This window comes from Arthrobacter sp. D5-1, from assembly GCF_017357425.1.
Lineage (GTDB): Bacteria > Actinomycetota > Actinomycetes > Actinomycetales > Micrococcaceae > Arthrobacter.
In genome coordinates, this window is the sequence record NZ_CP014571.1 from 1796207 (window position 1) to 1814093 (window position 17887).

Here is a 17887-nt window from a genome sequence, read left to right on the forward strand (position 1 = left end):
TGGCTGGGATACTTGGAGAATGCAGCCGCGCAAGATCGTCATCCTCGGGTCCACCGGTTCCATCGGCACACAAGCGATTGACGTCGTCGATGCTGCCCCGCACCGTTTTGAGGTGGTGGCGCTCAGCGCAGGTGGAGGGAACCTGGAACTCATCGCCCGGCAGGCGGTCCACACCCAAGCGCAGGCTGTGGGCATAGCCCAGGGAGATCCCGCGGTTTTGCGGCAACTGATTGACGCGGCGGCCTCGGCTGCGGGGGTGCCCCATTGTGCGCCGGAGATCTTCGTCGGCCCGGATGCCTCCACCCGGATCGCAGCCATCGAGTGTGACGTCGTCCTCAATGGCATCACCGGTTCCATTGGCTTGGCACCTACCTTGGCCGCGCTCAGCACCGGCGCAACGCTGGCACTGGCCAATAAGGAATCACTGATCGTGGGTGGTGCCCTGGTCAAGGCCGCGGCCCGGCCGGGGCAGATAGTGCCCGTTGACTCTGAGCACTCCGCCATTGCCCAGTGTTTGCGGTCCGGGACCGAGCAGGAAGTGGAGAAGTTGATCCTGACCGCATCCGGCGGTCCCTTCCGCGGGCGCACACGCGATCAGCTTCACGGGGTTACGCCGCAGGAAGCGCTGGCCCACCCCACCTGGGACATGGGCCTGATGGTCACCACCAACTCCGCCAGCCTGGTCAACAAGGGCCTGGAAGTCATTGAGGCACACTTGTTGTTCGATGTTCCCCTGGACAGGATCGAGGTGGTGGTCCACCCTCAGTCGGTGGTTCACTCCATGGTCCAGTTTGTGGACGGGTCCATCATTGCCCAGGCGTCACCCCCGGACATGCGCCTGCCTATCGCGCTGGGGCTGGGATGGCCGGACCGCGTCCCGCGTGCTGCCAAGCCCTGCGACTGGACCAAGGCCACCAGTTGGACGTTCGAGCCCTTGGACACCGTGGCATTCCCCGCCGTGGACCTGGCCAAAGACGCCGCCAAACAAGGCAGCACCTTCCCGGCGGTGTTCAACGCCGCCAATGAGGAAGCCGTCCAGGCCTTCCACGCCGGGCGCATCCGCTTCACGGACATCGTGGATACCGTGGAGTCCGTCCTCAGTGAACATTCAGGCTCCTCCGAGCTAACGGTGGAGTCCGTGCTGGATGCTGAGAAGTGGGCACGCGCCCGCACCCTTGATCGTTTAGCCAGCAGCGCCCTGTAGCTCAGAACCCTTATGGAAGCAGTCCCACCGGCATGAGTCCCGTCCTTCTCTTCATTCTCGGAGTCGTCTTCGTCGCCATCGGCGTCGCCGTTTCCATCGCGCTTCACGAGGTAGGCCACCTGGTGCCGGCGAAGCTCTTCAAAGTCCGCGTCACCAAGTACATGATCGGCTTTGGCCCCACCCTCTGGTCCAGGAAGAAGGGCGAGACGGAGTACGGATTCAAAGCCCTTCCACTGGGCGGATACGTCTCCATGATCGGCATGTACCCACCCAATAAGGTGGACGGCGCTGTCCGCCCTTCCAGCACCGGGATGTTTCAAACGCTGGCCACAGAAGCGCGCTCCATGGCGCACGAAGAAGTAGGGCCGGGGGACGAAAACCGCGTCTTCTACAAATTGCCCGTGTGGAAAAAGATCATTGTCATGCTCGGTGGCCCTGCCATGAACATGATCATCGGGTTGATCCTGTTGGCCGTCCTGGTCATGGGCTTCGGCACGGCGCAGGCGACCACCACCATCGCAGACGTTTCCAAATGCCAGGTCGCCGCGGGCGAAACCGTGGATCCGGATTCAGCGGACTGCAAGCCCACACCGGCAGCAGCTGCGGGGCTCCAGCCGAACGACACCATCACGTCCTTTGACGGAAAGACCGTCACGAGTTGGGACGAACTGACCGGCTGGATCCGTGCCTCGGCAGGCAAGGATGTGGCCATCACCGTGCAGCGCAACGGTTCTCCTGTGGAGACCACCGTGACCCCTGTGCTCTCGTCCCGTCCCGTGGTGGGCTCCGATGGGCGCCAGGCGCAGGACGCCAACGGTGTTCTGCAGTACCAGGAGGTCGGCTTCCTCGGGATCGGCGCCCAAAGCGCCTTGGTTCCCCAACCGGCGTCGGCCGTTCTCCCCATGGCGGGGGAGAACATCAAACAAATTTCCGGTGTGATCTTCAACCTGCCGGCCAGGGTAGCCGGGGTGGCGAAAGCAGCCTTCAGCGAGGAACCCCGGGATCCGAACGGTCCCATCAGCGTAGTGGGCGTTGGCCGCGTGGCCGGCGAAGTCGCGGCCATGGAACAGGTTCCCATGCAGGCCCGCATCGGAACCCTGGTGGGGCTGCTTGCAGGGCTGAACTTCGCGTTGGCCATCTTCAACCTCATCCCCTTGCTTCCCCTCGATGGCGGCCATGTGGCAGGGGCTTTGTACGAGGGCGCACGGCGTCAAGTGGCCAGGTTGAGGGGCAAACCGGATCCGGGTTCGTTCGACATTGCGAAACTGTTGCCGCTGACCTATGTGGTGGCTGCGCTGCTGATGGCCATGGGCGCCCTGCTGATCTATGCGGACATCGTGAAGCCCGTCAACATCTTCGGCTGAGCCATGAACATTTTCGGCAGAACATGAATATTTCCGGCGGAGCAGGCGGGATAGGCTAGCACCATGACTGTTTTCGCTGTTGAGTACGTATACGTCGCCGACTCCGGTGCCCTCCGCGACGAAGCCCGCCCCGCACACCGTGCCTGGCTGGGCGAACTGGCCGAGGAAGGCAAGCTCCTTGCCAGCGGCCCGTACGGTGACGGCGCCGGTGCCCTCCTGATCTTCAAGTCCGCAGATGAAACCGGGCTCAACGACCTCCTCAAGCAGGATCCCTTTGCCGAAGCAGGCGTGATTGCCGGCATCCGCACCACCGAATGGGCCCCCATCATCGGGGTCCTGGCGGCCCACGCGTCCTAGCCGGGCGTTCTCCACCACAACGATCCACCCCAATCCAAGGAGTCCACGTGACCTCGGTCAGCCTGGGAATGCCAGCAGCCCCACCCCCCGTACTTGCCCCGCGCCGTAAGACACGGCAGATCAAGGTTGGGTCCGTTGGTGTTGGTTCTGATTCGCCCATCAGCGTTCAGTCCATGACCACGACGCCCACCACGGATATCAACGCCACTCTTCAGCAGATTGCCGAACTCACGGCGTCCGGCTGCGACATCGTGCGTGTTGCGTGTCCTTCGGCGGACGACGCCGAAGCGCTTCCCATCATCGCCCGCAAGTCCCAGATCCCCGTGATCGCCGATATCCACTTCCAGCCCAAGTACGTTTTCGCGGCCATTGAGGCCGGATGCGCGGCTGTTCGTGTGAACCCGGGCAACATCCGTAAGTTCGATGACCAGGTCAAGGAAATCGCGGCAGCGGCCCGGGACCACGGCACGTCCATCCGGATCGGCGTCAATGCCGGTTCCCTGGAGCCGGGCATCATGAAGAAGTACGGCAAGGCGACACCCGAAGCCCTGGTGGAGTCCGCCGTGTGGGAAGCGTCCCTGTTCGAGGAACACGGCTTCCACGACTTCAAGATCTCCGTCAAGCACAACGACCCCGTGATCATGGTGGCCGCATACGAAATGCTGGCTGAGCAGGGCGACTGGCCCTTGCACCTCGGTGTGACCGAGGCCGGGCCGGCATTCCAGGGCACCATCAAGTCGGCAACGGCGTTCGGTGCGCTTCTGTCCCGCGGCATCGGTGACACCATTCGTGTTTCCCTTTCGGCTCCGCCGGTGGAGGAAATCAAGGTGGGCAACCAGATCCTGCAATCCCTGAACCTGCGCCCCCGCAAGCTGGAAATCGTCTCCTGCCCGTCCTGTGGCCGTGCGCAGGTTGATGTTTACACGCTGGCGGAGCAGGTAACGGCCGGGCTGGAAGGCATGGAGATTCCCCTGCGTGTCGCCGTCATGGGCTGCGTCGTCAACGGACCCGGTGAGGCCCGTGAAGCAGACCTCGGCGTGGCCTCCGGAAACGGCAAGGGCCAGATTTTCGTGAAGGGCGAAGTCATCAAGACTGTGCCTGAGAGCGAAATTGTTGAGACACTGATCGAAGAGGCCATGCGCATCGCCGAAGAGATGGGGGAGGCCGATGGCGAAGATGCTGTCAAGGGTAGCCCCGTGGTTAGCGTCTCGTAACGAGAACGGCTTGGGAGTCAGGGTGCTCGGCAAAGCCGACACCCTGGCTCTGCGCGCGCTGGCCAGCGAAGACGTGGTGGCCAATGTCTTCATCCTGTCCCACTTGGACAGCACGGGGACGGCTGCGCCCACCAGCGGTGGTGCCAGTATTTTTGGAGTGTTCCACGATCAAACGCTCCTGGGTGCCTGCTGGGCCGGGGCCAACCTCGTTCCTGTGCAACTTGATCCTGCATTGGCAGGCTATGCAGCAACGGCGGCACACCAAACCGGACGCCGTTACGCTTCAATTTTTGGCCCCGCCGACACCGTGCTGGCCCTCTACTCGCGTTTTGAACAACTGGGCCACGCCGCCCACGAGATCCGGTCCCGCCAGCCCCTCCTGACCATCTCCGGTGGACCTGCCATCGGTGCCAATCCTGCCCTGACCTTTGGCGCCATGGAGGATTTTGACCGCATCCTTCCGGCCTGCGCGGCCATGTTCGAGGAAGAAGTTGGCTATTCTCCCTTCCTCGGAGGCCAGGAGTTCTACAGCAGGCGGGTAGCCGGCCTGATCCGGCAGGGACATTCCCTGGTCCACATTGACGCCGGAGGCACGGTGGTCTTCAAAGCTGAACTCGGTGCCGTCACGGCGGATGTGACCCAGGTCCAGGGTGTATGGATGAATCCGGAACTCCGGGGACGCGGCCAGAGCGCCGGCTACATGGCCGCCGTCGTGAATCTCTCAAAGACCTTTGCCCCGGTGACCAGCCTGTACGTCAACGACTACAACGCCAAGGCCCGCGCCACCTACGAACGGGTAGGCTTCGAGCAAGTGGGCACGTTCGCCACGGTGCTTTTTTAGCCTCCGTCCGGGAACTTGTAGTCTTGTCCCGGTTGGCGCGCGCCAGCCATCACTCGAACTTTCTTGGGGAACAAATGAAGAAGAATGCGCTGCGCGGTTTTGCCGCGTCAGGACTTTTGGTCATGGGACTCACCGCGTGTGGCGGCGCCGGTACCTCTACGGATGCTGCATCTGCTCCGGCCAGTGAGACCCCGGCCCCTGCGCCCGCCCAGGCAAAGAAGTACACCACCCAGGAACTCACGGACCTGGTGAAGCAGATCAAGGCAGCCGATGGAACGGAACTGATGGTTTCTTCCGTCGACGACCTCGCTGGCCAGCAGGATCCCCTCAAGGATCTCCTGGGCTCCATGAACATTGAGCCGGCCGAGTGCAAGGACCTGGCCATGGCCGGCGCTTCGCAGCCGATCGAGGGCGCCACCGGCGCCAGCGGTGCAAAAATTGACCCTGCTTCCGGCGTCATTTCCAGTGTGACCCTGGCATCAGGTGTCTCCAGGGACGTGCTGGAGAACAACGTCAAGAGCAACGAAGACCAGATCACCACGTGCGCGAACATGACAATGTCCATGTCCGGCACCACCATGACCATGAAGACGGAAAAGTTCGACGGCATCGGTTCAGTACCCGGAACCTTGGGCATCAAGACCACCATGACCCTCCCTGACGGCCAGACCCAGTCAACCTTGATGGCCGCTGCCATTAAGGACGGCGTCCTCATCTCCGCCACAGCCTCGGGAAAGAACGCCGAAAGCGGCGGCGCAGCAGCTGCCGGGGCACTCATGGACCAGGCCGCAGCACTTATTAAGTAGCGTCTGCGCTGCAGCCGCGCGGCATGCCACCCACGCTTGAAAATGTGTCCGCGATCACATAGGTTCTTCCCAAGCCGTGTCGTTGGGGTGCGGGTGGTATCGGGGGGACTCATGATCAAGACCTTGACCGGCGTCGCTGGCGTCCACACCATCCGTGAGCTCGGCAGTGCCCCATGCTTCCCAGCCGCAGATGATCCCGTTCCGCTGGAGGGAACGGCGATCTAGTCCCAGGACAGAGTCTGCGGCCGGCCGGCCGCTGAGCCACGCCATCGCAGGATGACCAGCCCTTTGGGGCCAGGGGCTTCCACACGCGACGGCGTGGCTCTTCTGTGTGTGGGCACCCGGTAGATTAGTAGACAGTTGTTTTTGCCACACCTGCCATAGAAACGGATACGTACCCGTGGTCCTTCGCCTTTCCCAGTTATTCCTGCGCACCCTGCGTGAAGATCCCGTTGACGCTGAGGTCGCCAGCCACAAGCTCCTGGTCCGCGCCGGCTACATCCGCCGCGCAGCACCCGGCATCTATACGTGGCTGCCGCTGGGACTGAGTGTCCTGCGCAAGGTAGAAGAGATCATCCGTCAGGAAATGTCGGCCATCGGCGCCCAGGAAGTCCACTTCCCGGCGCTGCTGCCCCGCGAGCCCTACGAGGCCACCAACCGCTGGACCGAATACGGCGAAGGCCTGTTCCGCCTCCAGGACCGTAAGGGCGCGGACTATCTTCTTGCCCCCACGCACGAGGAAATGTTCACGCTCCTGGTGAAGGACCTGTACTCCTCGTACAAGGACCTGCCGCTGAGCCTCTACCAGATCCAGAACAAGTACCGCGATGAAGCACGCCCCCGGGCCGGCCTCCTCCGTGGCCGTGAGTTCATCATGAAGGACTCGTACTCCTTCGACATTGACGACGCCGGTTTGGATGCCAGCTACGCCGCCCACCGCGCCGCCTACCTGAAAATCTTTGAGCGCCTCGGCCTCGAAGTCATCCCCGTTGCTGCCACCGCCGGTGCCATGGGTGGCTCCAAGAGCGAGGAATTCCTTTTCCCCACCGAGATCGGCGAGGACACGTTCGTGCGCTCGGCGGGTGGCTACTACGCCAACGTCGAGGCCGTGACCACCGTTGTCCCGGAGGAGATCGATTTCACCAACGCACCGGCCGCCCAGGTCCTGGACACCCCGAACACTCCCACCATTGATACCTTGGTGGCCGCAGCCAACCAGTTGGCTCCGCGCAGCGAGGCTGACGGCGGCGCCTGGACTGCCGCTGACACGCTCAAGAACGTTGTCCTTGCCGTGACCCTGCCAACGGGTGAGCGCCAGATCGTGGTGATCGGTGTCCCCGGCGACCGCGGAGTGGACCTCAAGCGCGTGGAAGCCAACATCGGCTCACACCTGCCGATTGCCGGCGAGATCGGCCTCGAGGCTGCCAACGAAGAGGACCTCAAGAAGCTGCCGTGGCTGGTTAAGGGCTACATCGGCCCCGGCCTGTCCCTGGACCAGCCTCTGCTGGGCCTTGAGGGCTCGTCCAAAGTGCTGTTCCTGGTGGATCCCCGTGTCGTCTCCGGTACCAGCTGGGTTACAGGCGCCAACGCCGAGGGCAAGCATGTCTTTGGGCTGGTCGCCGGCCGCGACTTCACGTGGGATGGCGTCATTGAAAGCACCGAAGTGCGTGCAGGCGACCCCGCCCCGGATGGATCCGGTCCGCTGGAGACCGCCCGCGGCATCGAAATGGGCCACATCTTCCAGCTCGGCCGCAAGTATGCCGCGGCCTTGGACTTGAAGGTGCTGGACCAGAACGGCAAGCAGCAGGTTGTCACCATGGGCTCCTACGGCGTTGGTGTTACGCGCGCAGTGGCCGCCTTGGCTGAAGCAAACCATGACGACCGCGGCCTCGTCTGGCCGCGCTCAGTGGCTCCGGCAGATGTCCATGTGGTGGCCGTAGGCCGTGGCGATGAAATCTTCGAGGCTGCTGAAAAGCTCTCCGCTGAGCTTGAAGCTGCCGGCCTGGACGTTATTTTCGACGACCGTCCGAAGGTTTCTCCCGGTGTAAAGTTCGGCGATGCCGAGCTGGTTGGCGTGCCCACCATCCTGGCCGTTGGCCGGGGACTTGTAGACGGTGTGGTGGAAGTCAAGGATCGCCGCAGCGGCGAAGCCGAGAACGTTGCGGTGGACAAAGCCGTGGACTACGTGGTCAACTCCGTACGAAACCGGTGATTTCCGGCTTCGAATCAATCCAGCTCACCACTCTCATCCTGATTGTGGTGGCTGGATTCGCCGCCGGTTGGGTGGACGCTGTTGTAGGGGGCGGGGGACTGATCCAGCTTCCCGCCCTGCTGCTGGTTCCCGGCATCACGCCGGTGCAGGCCTTGGCCACCAACAAGATGGGGTCCATTTTCGGCACCACCACCAGCGCCGTGACGTATTACCGGCGCGTGGGACCCGATCTCAAAACAGCCGTGCCCATGGCGGTCATCGCGTTGGCGGGGAGCTTCGGTGGGGCCATCCTGGCCGCTTCGCTGCCTGCCAGTGTGTTCAAGCCGATCATCGTGGTGGCATTGATCGCCGTCGCCATTTTCACTGCCTTGCGCCCCCGCGCCGGAGAGTTGACTGCCCTCCGCCACGACGGCCACAAGCACTACGTGGTGGCATGCCTCATAGGCGCCGTCATTGGCTTCTATGACGGTCTGATCGGCCCTGGCACCGGCTCTTTCCTGGTGATCGCCCTGGTTTCGGCCATGGGTTACGCGTTCCTGGAAGCCAGCGCCAAGGCGAAGATCGTCAATATGGCCACCAACGCCGGCGCCCTGATCTTTTTCCTTCCCCACGGCTCCCTGCTGTGGGGCGTAGGGCTGGTCCTGGGCCTGGCCAATATGGCCGGCGGCTATCTTGGTGCACGCACCGCCGTAGCCAAGGGGAGCAGTTTTGTACGCGTTGTCTTCCTGATCGTAGTTGCGGCGTTGATCATCAAGCTCGGCGTCGACGTCTGGAATGAGAACTTCGCGGCCTGATTCCCACGCAGGCGTCAGATGAAACTGCCGCTGGCATTGGCCAGCGATTTCAGACCGCGGACGACGGCGTGAGGCACCAACGCGCTGGAGGCTGGGTTACCGGGGGATGCCTCATTGGTGACGCAGAGATCGAACGTACCCAGGCTGGTCTCCGCCACCACGTGGTGGGATGTCTGGCCGGCGCCCGGATCTGCGATGAGCACAGCCTCCACCACGTCCCAGTTGCCAGCGGCCAAGGCAAGCGCGGACACCACGTTGGTGGATTTAGGGAAGGCCTTGATCAAGTCCGCAGGGCCGCCCCGCAGAAGCTCCATGGGCCGGGTCGCGGCGAGCAGCCGTTCTTTGGTTTCCCCGTCCATCCACGGCTGGACCAGGGCGGCGGGCAGTTTTCGCGACTCCAGGGTGATGCGGTGAATGGTGCCGCCGGCGGAGGCGGCTGTGATCGCGTCCAGTCCGCCCAAGGCGCCGGTGGTGAGGAACGTCCGGCCTGGACCGTCGTCGAGCAGTTTCGTCCGCAGGGACTGGTCGCACAAGGCGCCTATCGAGGTGACCAGCAGGTCCGTGCCTGCCGCTACGGTACGGGGGCCGAATTCCGCGACGGCGGCGACGCCGGCGCACTCCACCACGACATCCGCCACTTCCAAGGCGTCGTCGAAGCTGAACCCTGCCCCGGCCTTGCCGTGCGGCACAACTCCGGCGAGCCTGGCGCCAGGGACTGTCCCGGCGTCGAGCAGTTCCACGATCCTCGAGCCGATGGCCCCGGACCCGATCAGGGCTACGGTGAGTGTCATCGCCTAGTGCGCCGTAGCGCCGGGATCGGGGATCTCATGGACCCGTGGAAGGCCATCAAGTGTCCGGCCCGCAAGAGTGCTGGCAACCCACAAAGAACGCGCTAAGTCTCCGCCGTGACCGGGAGTCCCCGCGTACCAAAGAGCATTGTCCACCTCGCGGGCAATGCTCCATTGCCGGGCAGCCTCGGGATCGAGCCCCGCGGCGACGCTGAAATCGTGGCAACGCTCCCGCAACGCAGCCTCCGGGGCCGTTCGGGAGAGGTCATGGATCCGGTTCCACAAAACCGGCGCCACAGCGAACTCGGCCTCACCAATCTGTGGTTGCGGATCGATGGCCAGGTAGTCGCCACGGAGCTGCCGGTTGCCACTGGGGACAGCAAGGATGTTCATGAAGTGGAGGTCCGTGTGAACCAGGACATCCCTCCCCGAGCGGCGTCCCACGGCGCCACGCGTCTGGCATACTTCCAGCGCCGCTTCCAGCAGCCACCTGGGAAATGGCCGGTCCAGGCGTTCCCACTCCGCCGGCAGCTCATCGCTCCATCGCTCGGCAGTTGCGGCAATGTGCTCCAAGGCCCGCCACTCCAGGCGCTCGTCAGGTTGGATGGAGAGCCGGCGCAGGACGGCGCCCCAGGCGTCCCTCGCGTGATCCATGGGGGCGTCCTGGAGCCAGCGGGAGGCCTCCAGCCGTTCAAGGAGCATGGTGCAACTGGGAGCATCCGCTGCCAGCAGGCGGACCGCGCCGTGACCATCCCACAGTGCCAGGGCGTGGCGCTCCACCTGGGCTTCGTCGTGCGGGTAGGCGATCTTCAGCGCGGACGGGGCGCCGTTCTGGAGGACCGGCACCACCAGCGCTCCATGGCCGTTCCATGGTTCGGTGCCGGGTGCCAGGTCAACTGAGAGCTGCCACCGGTCCAGGGCGTCGGAGATAAGTCCCGGAAGGCTGGCCAGCCAGTCGCGTCCCGCGGAGTCGCGGTTGTACCGGGCGTGGAGGTCGCCCGGAATGGGAATCATCGCGTGAAGGGTCACGCGATCAGCCTAACTCTGAGGGAAGCCGGAGCCCCTAGAAAACGCCGCTGGCACCCAAGAGCGTTCCCAGGGAGAACGTGGCAGCCAGGGCCAACGCGCCGCCCAGCACCACCCGGAAGGCCGCACGGAACCGGGAAGCGCCACCGATCCAGGCGCCAACAGCTCCGGTGATCGCCAAGGCAAGCAGGACCGCCACGAAGGTCAGCGGTACCCGGAGCTCCGGGGGAGGCAGGAGGATGGCCAGCATGGGCAGTATGGCCCCCAAAGTGAACGCCACAGCGGAGGCGAACGCCGCATTCCACGGGCTCACAATGTCGTCCTCGTGGATGTTCAGCTCCGCAGAGAGATGGGCGGCCAGGGCATCGTGCTCCGTGAGCTCCTCGGCAACCGCCCGGGCAGTCCTGGCACTGAGTCCCTTGGACTCGTAGATGGCCGCCAGCTCGTTGAGTTCGTCCTCGGGTTGCTGGGCCAGTTCGAGGCGTTCCTTCTCGATCAGCGCCTTCTGGGTGTCGCTCTGGCTGCTGACGGAGACATATTCACCCAAGGCCATGGAAATGGCGCCACCCACCAGGCCCGCGGTACCGGCGGCAAGGATGCTGCCGGTGCTGGTGGTGGCACCTGCCACGCCCACCACGATCGCAGCAACGGACACAATCCCGTCATTGGCGCCCAGGACCCCGGCCCGCAACCAGTTCAACCGGTGGGCCAAGTCATCCCGGTGGGGTTCGTTCTCGTGCACGGTGGCAGTGTCTGGGGAAGCCATGATCCAAGCCAAGCACCGGGGGAGGGTCTTGACCAGCATGGCTAGGCTGGCCTATCCGGCGGGAGGAGGCGCGGACCCCTTCATGGTGGACCCGGTGGATGGTGTGGTGGAGGCGGAGCCGGACGCTGGACCCGTCGCTGAACCGCCCGCTGAACCGGGCGTCGGCAGCGGCGGCAACTCCCCGGCGTCGAGCGTCAGACCTGGCAGGGCAGGCACGTCCGCACCCCACGCCAGGCTCCTGCGGGCAGCGGCAAGGAGGCCGTCCACCGCCCATGCCCGCGTCCCACCCGTGGACAGGGCAACCAAGTCCCCCATTACCGGAAGAGCCGACGATTCCATCGCAGCCAGGGCAGCGGCGGGGTCCTGCGCGAACTGTTCCGGAAGACGGTATCCGGCTTCGCTGGCAGGTACGTCCCCGCAGTTGGCCCGGGTCAGCGCCTCCACCTGCTGGAGCAGCAGTTCGTGGGCTGCAAGGCCCTTGGCCGCGGTGCCGGCGGAAGCAGTGTCCAGCCGTTTGAGCGCCACCTGGTACGCGTAGACCGCTTCCTGATGTATGCGGACCGTAGCTGCCAAGGATGCGTCAGCTGCCAAGGATGCGTCGGTGGTGGCGGACGTTGGCTCGGGCGTGGGGCTGACCGAAGGGCACGGTGCCGTCGGCGGCGTGGCGGCAGCTATTGGGGTCTTGGATGCCGCGGCATCCTTCGGGATCGGCAACTGCCACGCACCAGCCAGCTTTTCGGCCCCCAGCACTTGGGCGGATCCCACGGCGGCGAGGAGCCGGGCGATGCCGCCGTCGGCCTCGTAGGCGTCTGCCAGGCGCTGGGTTCCGCTTGCGGACAAAGCGGCAACAAAGGCGGAACGCGTGGTGCCGTCTGCTCTGCCGGCAGTGGTCGCGGTGGCGGAGGGAGTTGCTTCGGATGGAACCAGGAGGGCGCGAGCCTGCGTTGTCAGCAAAGTCACAGCGTCCTTGAGTGCGGTCTGGTCAGCACCCTGGCCGGCGGACGAAGACAGGGTGGCGGCCGATTCGCGAAGTTGCAGAGTGTCCTCCAGCGCACCCGCACGGGCGGCTTCGGAGAAGGGGACGGGCGGGGGAGTGCCGGAATCACGCGGAATAAGCACTATTCCGGTCCCTGCGACGAGCAATGCCACCACGGTAACCAGCAGGGCGCGGCCCCAGGGTGGTGTTCGTTGTTTTTCGCTTGTCTGCCCGCTCACAACAGACCATGGTGTCACGTGCGTGGCAAAGTCCGTGCACCATGTTCCCGGGAAAATCGTTAGGCTAGTAGTCACAACAACATCTATCGGGAGGCGGCGGGCAACGTGAGTGACTCGGAAGCCACGACTTCAACACACCGTTCTGAATCCAACTCAACGGCCACCATCCACAACCCGGAAGAGAGCAGGCTTAAGGCGCTGCTTGAACCGGCTGTCCTTGCCAGCAGGCTCTACCTCGAGGATGTTTCCATCCACGTTGCCGGTTCACACCGCACGGTCCACGTCGTCGTGGACCTGCCGCAGGAGGAGACCGGCGGTGTCAGCCTTGACGCCATTGCGGATGTCTCACGCGGGCTGTCCGATATCCTGGACAACGATCCCCATGACGACGGACGTCCGTATGACCTTGAGGTTTCTTCGCCGGGCGTCAGCCGCCCCTTGACCGAACCGCGCCACTGGCACCGGGCCCGGGGCCGCATGGTCCGGGTCAACGTGATCCAGGGGGACAATCTCCTGGGCCGCATCGCCTCGGTGGAGGATGACGGCGTGACGTTGATCCCCGAACACGAGGTCAAGAAGGGCATGAAGCCCAAGCAAGGCGACCCCATCACTATTCCTTTCGACAGGATCCGCCAAGGAAAAGTCGAGATTGAATTCAGCCACCTCCACGAGGCTGCGCTGGCAGACGAGCACAACGGACCTTCTGAGGAGGCCTAATGGATATTGACATGAGCGCACTGAGACTCCTGGAGCGTGAGCGTGAAATCCCGCTGGATCTCCTGATTCCCACCATCGAGCAAGCCCTGTTGGTGGCGTACCACAAGACGCCCGGCGCCTTCGAGAAGGCCCGCGCGGAATTGGACCGCAAGAGCGGCCACGTGACCATCTGGGCCACCGAGATTGACGACGACGGCGAGCCCATCGGCGAGTTTGAGGACACCCCGGCCGGCTTTGGCCGCATCGCAGCCAGCACGGCCCGCCAGATCATCCTCCAGCGTCTCCGCGACGTGGAGGATGACAACGTGCTGGGTGAGTTCAAGGGCCGTGAAGGCGAACTCGTTGCCGGCATGATCCAGCAGGGCAACAACCCGCACATGATCCAGGTCAACCTGGGAGCCGTTGAGGCACTGCTGCCGCCGCCCGAGCAGGTTCCCGGTGAGAAGTACCTCCACGGAAGCCGACTGCGCGCTTTCGTGGTCGATGTCCACCGTGGCGCCAAAGGTCCTTCCATCACGCTGTCCCGTTCGCACCCCGGACTGGTCCGCAAGCTGTTCGAAATGGAAGTTCCGGAAATCGCCGACCACTCCGTGGAGATCGTGGCGCTTGCCCGCGAAGCAGGCCACCGCACCAAGATCGCCGTCAAGGCCAACACTCCCGGCATCAACGCCAAGGGTGCCTGCATCGGTGAAATGGGTTCGCGTGTCCGGGCAGTCATGACTGAACTGAACGACGAAAAGATCGACATCGTCGACTTCAGTGATGACCCGGCAACCTTCATTGCCAACTCCTTGTCGCCCTCCAGGGTGAATTCCGTCACAATCACGGACGAGTCAACCCGCTCGGCCCGAGTGGTGGTTCCCGATTACCAGCTTTCGCTGGCCATCGGCAAGGAAGGCCAGAACGCCCGGCTCGCCGCAAAGCTGACTGGCTGGCGGATCGATATCGTCTCCGACGCCGCTCCGGCAAAGGTCGACTAGCGGTTCAACCGGCGGCTGATGCCGCCGGTTCCGCGCCGCGCTTGGGCGTCCCTGGTTTCGGTAGTGCGGGGCCGGGGGGCTAGACTAGATGGAACCGGGCTTACGTCCGGTATCCGCGCGCTTTGGCGTGCCTCAGCTGCGTGTGCAGGACCGGGGCCCGTCGGGCGCCAGTAACGTAAGGCAGGTTGGACACGTCGTGGCTGAACTGCCTGAACACGGCCAGGGGCCTGTTCGCACGTGCATCGGATGCCGGAAGCAAGGCTCCCGGTCCGAGCTTGTCCGGCTGGTCGCCCAAGGCAGCGGTTCGTCCGCCGTCCTGGTGGATGTCCGACGCCGGATGGCCGGCAGGGGTGCGTGGCTGCACCCCAGCGAAAAGTGCTTGGCATTGGCGATCAAGCGGCGCGCTTTCGGAAGGGCCCTTGCGGGCGCTGCCGAAACGGACGCCGTCGAACGTTACCTGATGCAGGGCACGCCACTTGTGGAGGCCCAGGCCACCACAGGAAAACCGTCCAAACCTGAAAGCGGGTCAGAAAACTGATGGAAACCCGATGAGTTCCCAGCGATGAGTGCGTAACGATGACAACTTTGTTGCGCTCTGCAATGGGCCTTTCATTCGCGCAAGCGGCGAAGGCCCGCAGTAAGAAGTAGACGGTTCGTGCCTGGCTCGGTGCGGACCGAGACAGGAGAAATGTGGCCAAGGTCCGCGTACATGAGCTCGCCAAAGAGCTCGGTATTACTTCCAAAGATGCAGTAACCAAACTGCAGGAATTGGGCGAATTCGTTCGCTCCGCCTCGTCAACCATCGAGGCCCCAGTCGTGAAGAAACTTCGCGACGCCTACCCGGGTGCCGGCGCTGCCAAGGCCGCCGCTCCCGCTGCCGCTCCCGCGGCAACCCGTCCCGCAGCATCCCGTCCGGCAGCACCGGCTCCGGGCCCCGCAGCACCGAAGGCTCCGGCCCCGGCACCTGCAGCCCCCGCTCCGGCAGCTTCGGCTCCGGCAGCACCGGCGGCTCCCGCTCCGGCAGCACCCGCGGCTCCTGCCGCGTCCACCCCGGTGTCGGCCAAGCCCGGCGCCCGTCCTGCTCCCAAGGCAGAGACGCCGGCTCCGGCACGTCAAGGTGGCCAGGCTCCCCGTCCCGGCGGTCCCCGTCCGGGCAACAACCCGTTTGCTACCTCCCAGGGCATGCCCCGGGGCCGTGGTGGCGACGGAGATCGTCCGCCCCGTCCGGGTAACAACCCGTTTGCACCGTCCCAGGGCATGCCCCGGGGCGAACGCCGCAACGATGGCGAACGCCCCGGTGGTCCCCGTCCCGCTGCCGGCGCAGGCGGTCCCCGTCCTGCAGCAGGCACCGGTGGTCCCCGTCCGGGCGCTCCGCGTCCGGGTGCACCCCGTCCGGGCGCTCCGCGTCCCGCTGGCGGTCCCGGTGCCGGAAACCGTCCTACTCCGGGCATGATGCCCAACCGCACTGAGCGTCCGGCTCCCGGTGGCGCAGGCCGTCCGGGTGGCGCAGGCCGTCCCGGTGGCGGCCCCGGTCGTCCCGGTGGCGCGCCCGGTGCAGGTACCGGTGGCGGCGCTCCCGCCGGCGGTGGCTTCGGCAAGGGTGGCCGCGGCCGCGGTGGCACCCAGGGTGCCTTCGGCAAGGGTGGCGCCGGTCGTGGCAAGCAGCGTAAGTCGAAGCGTGCAAAGCGCCAGGAACTGGAGCAGATGAGTGCTCCGTCGCTGGGCGGCGTATCGGTACCCCGCGGTGATGGCGAAACCATCATCCGGCTTCGTCGTGGCTCGTCCATCACGGACTTTGCCGAGAAGATTGATGCGAACCCCGCATCGCTGGTGACCGTGCTGTTCCACCTCGGTGAAATGGCAACGGCTACGCAGTCCCTCGACGAAGACACCTTTGGCCTGCTTGGCGCCGAACTTGGCTACAAGCTCCAGGTTGTTTCCCCCGAGGATGAAGAGCGCGAGCTGCTGGATCAGTTCGACATCAACATCCAGGATGAACTCGACGCCGAAGGCGACGACGTTCTCGAGGCCCGCGCCCCGGTTGTCACCGTCATGGGTCACGTTGACCACGGTAAGACCCGCCTGTTGGATGCCATCCGCAACTCGAACGTTGTGGCCGGCGAGCACGGTGGCATCACCCAGCACATCGGTGCCTACCAGATCAGCCACGTCCACGAGGGCACTGCCCGCGACATCACCTTCATTGACACCCCCGGTCACGAGGCCTTCACGGCCATGCGTGCACGTGGTGCCAAGGTCACCGATATCGCCATCCTGGTTGTCGCAGCCGACGACGGCGTGATGCCGCAGACGGTGGAAGCGCTCAACCACGCCCAGGCAGCCAATGTGCCGATCGTCGTCGCGGTGAACAAGATCGACAAGGAAGGCGCCAACCCTGACAAGGTCAAGGGCCAGCTGACCGAGTACGGCTTGGTTCCGGAAGAGTACGGTGGCGACACTATGTTCGTTGAGGTCTCTGCACGCCAGAACCTCAATATTGACGAACTGATCGACGCCGTCCTGCTCACGGCCGATGCGGCACTGGATCTGCGCGCCAACCCGGACAAGGACGCTCGAGGCATTGCCATCGAAGCGAACCTGGACAAGGGCCGCGGTGCTGTTGCTACCGTCCTGGTCCAGTCCGGAACCTTGGCCGTGGGCGACACGATCGTGGCCGGTACGGCTCACGGCCGCGTCCGTGCCATGTTCGACGAGAACGGCGAGGCACTCGATGTCGCACTGCCGTCCCGTCCGGTGCAGGTCCTCGGCCTGTCCAACGTGCCGCGTGCAGGTGACACCTTCCTGGTGACCCCTGACGAGCGTACGGCCCGCCAGATCGCTGAGAAGCGTGAAGCTGCCGACCGCAACGCCGCACTGGCCAAGCGTCGCAAGCGCATCAGCCTGGAGGACTTCGACCAGGCCGTTGCAGAAGGCAAGATCGACACCCTCAACCTCATCCTCAAGGGTGACGTTTCCGGTGCCGTGGAAGCCCTCGAAGACGCCTTGCTCAAGATCGACGTCGGAGATGACGACGTTCAGCTGCGTGTCATTCACCGCGGTGTGGGTGCCATCACGCAGAACGACGTCAACCTCGCTACGGTGGACAACGCCATCATCATCGGCTTCAACGTCAAGCCGGCCGAGCGCGTTGCTGAACTTGCTGACCGTGAAGGCGTGGACATGCGCTTCTACTCGGTCATCTACGCAGCAATCGATGACATTGAGATGGCTCTCAAGGGCATGCTCAAGCCGGAGTACGAAGAAGTCCAGCTCGGCACTGCCGAGGTCCGCGAAGTCTTCCGTTCCTCCAAGTTCGGCAACATCGCAGGCTCGATCGTCCGCACGGGCATCATCCGCCGTAACAGCAAGGCACGTGTCAGCCGCGACGGCAAGGTCATCGGTGACAACCTCACCGTTGAGACGCTCAAGCGCTTCAAGGATGACGCCACCGAAGTCCGTACCGACTTCGAGTGTGGTATCGGTCTTGGCTCCTTCAACGACATCACTGAAGGCGACATCATCGAGACCTTCGAAATGCGCGAAAAGCCGCGCGTCTAGGTTCCGTTTGGAACGGGTCCGTCGGGTAGCCCCGGCGGACCCGTT

Annotated in this window: 16 protein-coding genes; 12 read left to right on the forward strand and 4 right to left on the reverse strand. The window is 64.4% G+C overall.

Going from position 1 to position 17887, the window contains the following annotated elements:
• Nucleotides 1-19: 19 nt before the first annotated feature.
• The 8 genes from dxr to AYX22_RS08240 all read left to right on the forward strand — a co-directional run bounded on the left by dxr (nucleotide 20) and on the right by AYX22_RS08240 (nucleotide 8792).
• Nucleotides 20-1204 (forward strand): 1-deoxy-D-xylulose-5-phosphate reductoisomerase, encoded by a 1185-nt coding sequence (dxr, locus tag AYX22_RS08205; protein WP_207596993.1) that lies wholly within the window; start codon nucleotides 20-22, stop codon nucleotides 1202-1204.
• Nucleotides 1205-1236: 32 nt separating this feature from the next.
• On the forward strand, nucleotides 1237-2568 hold the full coding sequence (locus AYX22_RS08210) for a site-2 protease family protein (protein ID WP_207596994.1): 1332 nt from the start codon (nucleotides 1237-1239) through the stop codon (nucleotides 2566-2568).
• Between the two features lie 63 nt (nucleotides 2569-2631).
• Nucleotides 2632-2925 carry a YciI family protein gene (locus AYX22_RS08215; RefSeq protein WP_207596995.1) on the forward strand — a complete coding sequence of 98 codons (294 nt, stop codon included), beginning with the start codon at nucleotides 2632-2634 and terminating at the stop codon, nucleotides 2923-2925.
• A gap of 47 nt (nucleotides 2926-2972) precedes the next feature.
• Nucleotides 2973-4139 (forward strand): flavodoxin-dependent (E)-4-hydroxy-3-methylbut-2-enyl-diphosphate synthase, encoded by a 1167-nt coding sequence (gene ispG, locus AYX22_RS08220; RefSeq protein WP_024820317.1) that lies wholly within the window; start codon nucleotides 2973-2975, stop codon nucleotides 4137-4139.
• Nucleotides 4102-4980, forward strand: coding sequence for a DUF4081 domain-containing GNAT family N-acetyltransferase (locus AYX22_RS08225; protein WP_207597519.1), 879 nt, complete (start codon nucleotides 4102-4104; stop codon nucleotides 4978-4980). Before ispG ends, AYX22_RS08225 begins: the two co-directional genes overlap by 38 nt.
• A gap of 74 nt (nucleotides 4981-5054) precedes the next feature.
• Nucleotides 5055-5786 (forward strand): hypothetical protein, encoded by a 732-nt coding sequence (locus AYX22_RS08230; RefSeq protein ID WP_207596996.1) that lies wholly within the window; start codon nucleotides 5055-5057, stop codon nucleotides 5784-5786.
• Between the two features lie 400 nt (nucleotides 5787-6186).
• Nucleotides 6187-7998, forward strand: coding sequence for a proline--tRNA ligase (locus AYX22_RS08235; protein ID WP_207596997.1), 1812 nt, complete (start codon nucleotides 6187-6189; stop codon nucleotides 7996-7998).
• Nucleotides 7995-8792, forward strand: a complete 798-nt coding sequence (locus AYX22_RS08240; protein WP_207596998.1) for a TSUP family transporter — start codon at nucleotides 7995-7997, stop codon at nucleotides 8790-8792. The genes AYX22_RS08235 and AYX22_RS08240 overlap by 4 nt, the downstream gene beginning before the upstream one ends.
• Before the next feature lie 14 nt (nucleotides 8793-8806).
• On the opposite strand, the gene AYX22_RS08245 is transcribed toward AYX22_RS08240, so the two are convergent.
• Genes AYX22_RS08245 through AYX22_RS08260 form a run of 4 tightly spaced genes read right to left on the reverse strand, consistent with a single transcriptional unit; the run spans nucleotide 8807 to nucleotide 12587 of the window.
• Nucleotides 8807-9583 (reverse strand): aspartate dehydrogenase domain-containing protein, encoded by a 777-nt coding sequence (locus AYX22_RS08245; protein WP_207596999.1) that lies wholly within the window; start codon nucleotides 9581-9583, stop codon nucleotides 8807-8809.
• Between the two features lie 3 nt (nucleotides 9584-9586).
• Nucleotides 9587-10609 carry an aminoglycoside phosphotransferase family protein gene (locus tag AYX22_RS08250; RefSeq protein ID WP_242703567.1) on the reverse strand — a complete coding sequence of 341 codons (1023 nt, stop codon included), beginning with the start codon at nucleotides 10607-10609 and terminating at the stop codon, nucleotides 9587-9589.
• Between the two features lie 34 nt (nucleotides 10610-10643).
• Nucleotides 10644-11372, reverse strand: a complete 729-nt coding sequence (locus AYX22_RS08255) for a VIT family protein (protein ID WP_207597000.1) — start codon at nucleotides 11370-11372, stop codon at nucleotides 10644-10646.
• A gap of 51 nt (nucleotides 11373-11423) precedes the next feature.
• Entirely contained in the window at nucleotides 11424-12587 is a 1164-nt protein-coding gene (locus tag AYX22_RS08260; RefSeq protein WP_242703568.1) for a DUF4439 domain-containing protein, read from the reverse strand.
• A 105-nt stretch (nucleotides 12588-12692) separates the two neighbouring features.
• Between AYX22_RS08260 and rimP the strand changes: the two genes are divergently transcribed.
• From rimP to infB, 4 genes are all read left to right on the forward strand, one after another.
• Nucleotides 12693-13304: a ribosome maturation factor RimP gene (gene rimP, locus AYX22_RS08265; protein ID WP_089594373.1), complete on the forward strand. Its 612-nt coding sequence runs from the start codon at nucleotides 12693-12695 to the stop codon at nucleotides 13302-13304.
• The gene (gene nusA, locus AYX22_RS08270) at nucleotides 13304-14284 is read left to right on the forward strand and encodes a transcription termination factor NusA (RefSeq protein ID WP_089594374.1); all 981 of its coding nucleotides are present in this window, start codon (nucleotides 13304-13306) and stop codon (nucleotides 14282-14284) included. The genes rimP and nusA overlap by 1 nt, the downstream gene beginning before the upstream one ends.
• Before the next feature lie 196 nt (nucleotides 14285-14480).
• Nucleotides 14481-14822, forward strand: coding sequence for a YlxR family protein (locus AYX22_RS08275; RefSeq protein WP_242703569.1), 342 nt, complete (start codon nucleotides 14481-14483; stop codon nucleotides 14820-14822).
• A 152-nt stretch (nucleotides 14823-14974) separates the two neighbouring features.
• Entirely contained in the window at nucleotides 14975-17842 is a 2868-nt protein-coding gene (infB, locus tag AYX22_RS08280) for a translation initiation factor IF-2 (protein ID WP_207597003.1), read from the forward strand.
• The last annotated feature ends 45 nt before the right edge of the window (nucleotides 17843-17887 follow it).

Excerpts from the sequence above, each read along its gene's own strand:
- dxr (WP_207596993.1), top strand. The coding sequence starts at position 20 with ATGCAGCCGCGCAAGATCGTCATCCTCGGGTCCACCGGTTCCATCGGC.
- AYX22_RS08210 (WP_207596994.1), top strand. The coding sequence starts at position 1,237 with ATGAGTCCCGTCCTTCTCTTCATTCTCGGAGTCGTCTTCGTCGCCATC.
- AYX22_RS08215 (WP_207596995.1), top strand. The coding sequence starts at position 2,632 with ATGACTGTTTTCGCTGTTGAGTACGTATACGTCGCCGACTCCGGTGCC.
- AYX22_RS08225 (WP_207597519.1), top strand. The coding sequence starts at position 4,102 with ATGCTGTCAAGGGTAGCCCCGTGGTTAGCGTCTCGTAACGAGAACGGC.
- AYX22_RS08230 (WP_207596996.1), top strand. The coding sequence starts at position 5,055 with ATGAAGAAGAATGCGCTGCGCGGTTTTGCCGCGTCAGGACTTTTGGTC.
- AYX22_RS08245 (WP_207596999.1), bottom strand. The coding sequence starts at position 9,583 with ATGACACTCACCGTAGCCCTGATCGGGTCCGGGGCCATCGGCTCGAGG.
- AYX22_RS08255 (WP_207597000.1), bottom strand. The coding sequence starts at position 11,372 with ATGGCTTCCCCAGACACTGCCACCGTGCACGAGAACGAACCCCACCGG.
- nusA (WP_089594374.1), top strand. The coding sequence starts at position 13,304 with ATGGATATTGACATGAGCGCACTGAGACTCCTGGAGCGTGAGCGTGAA.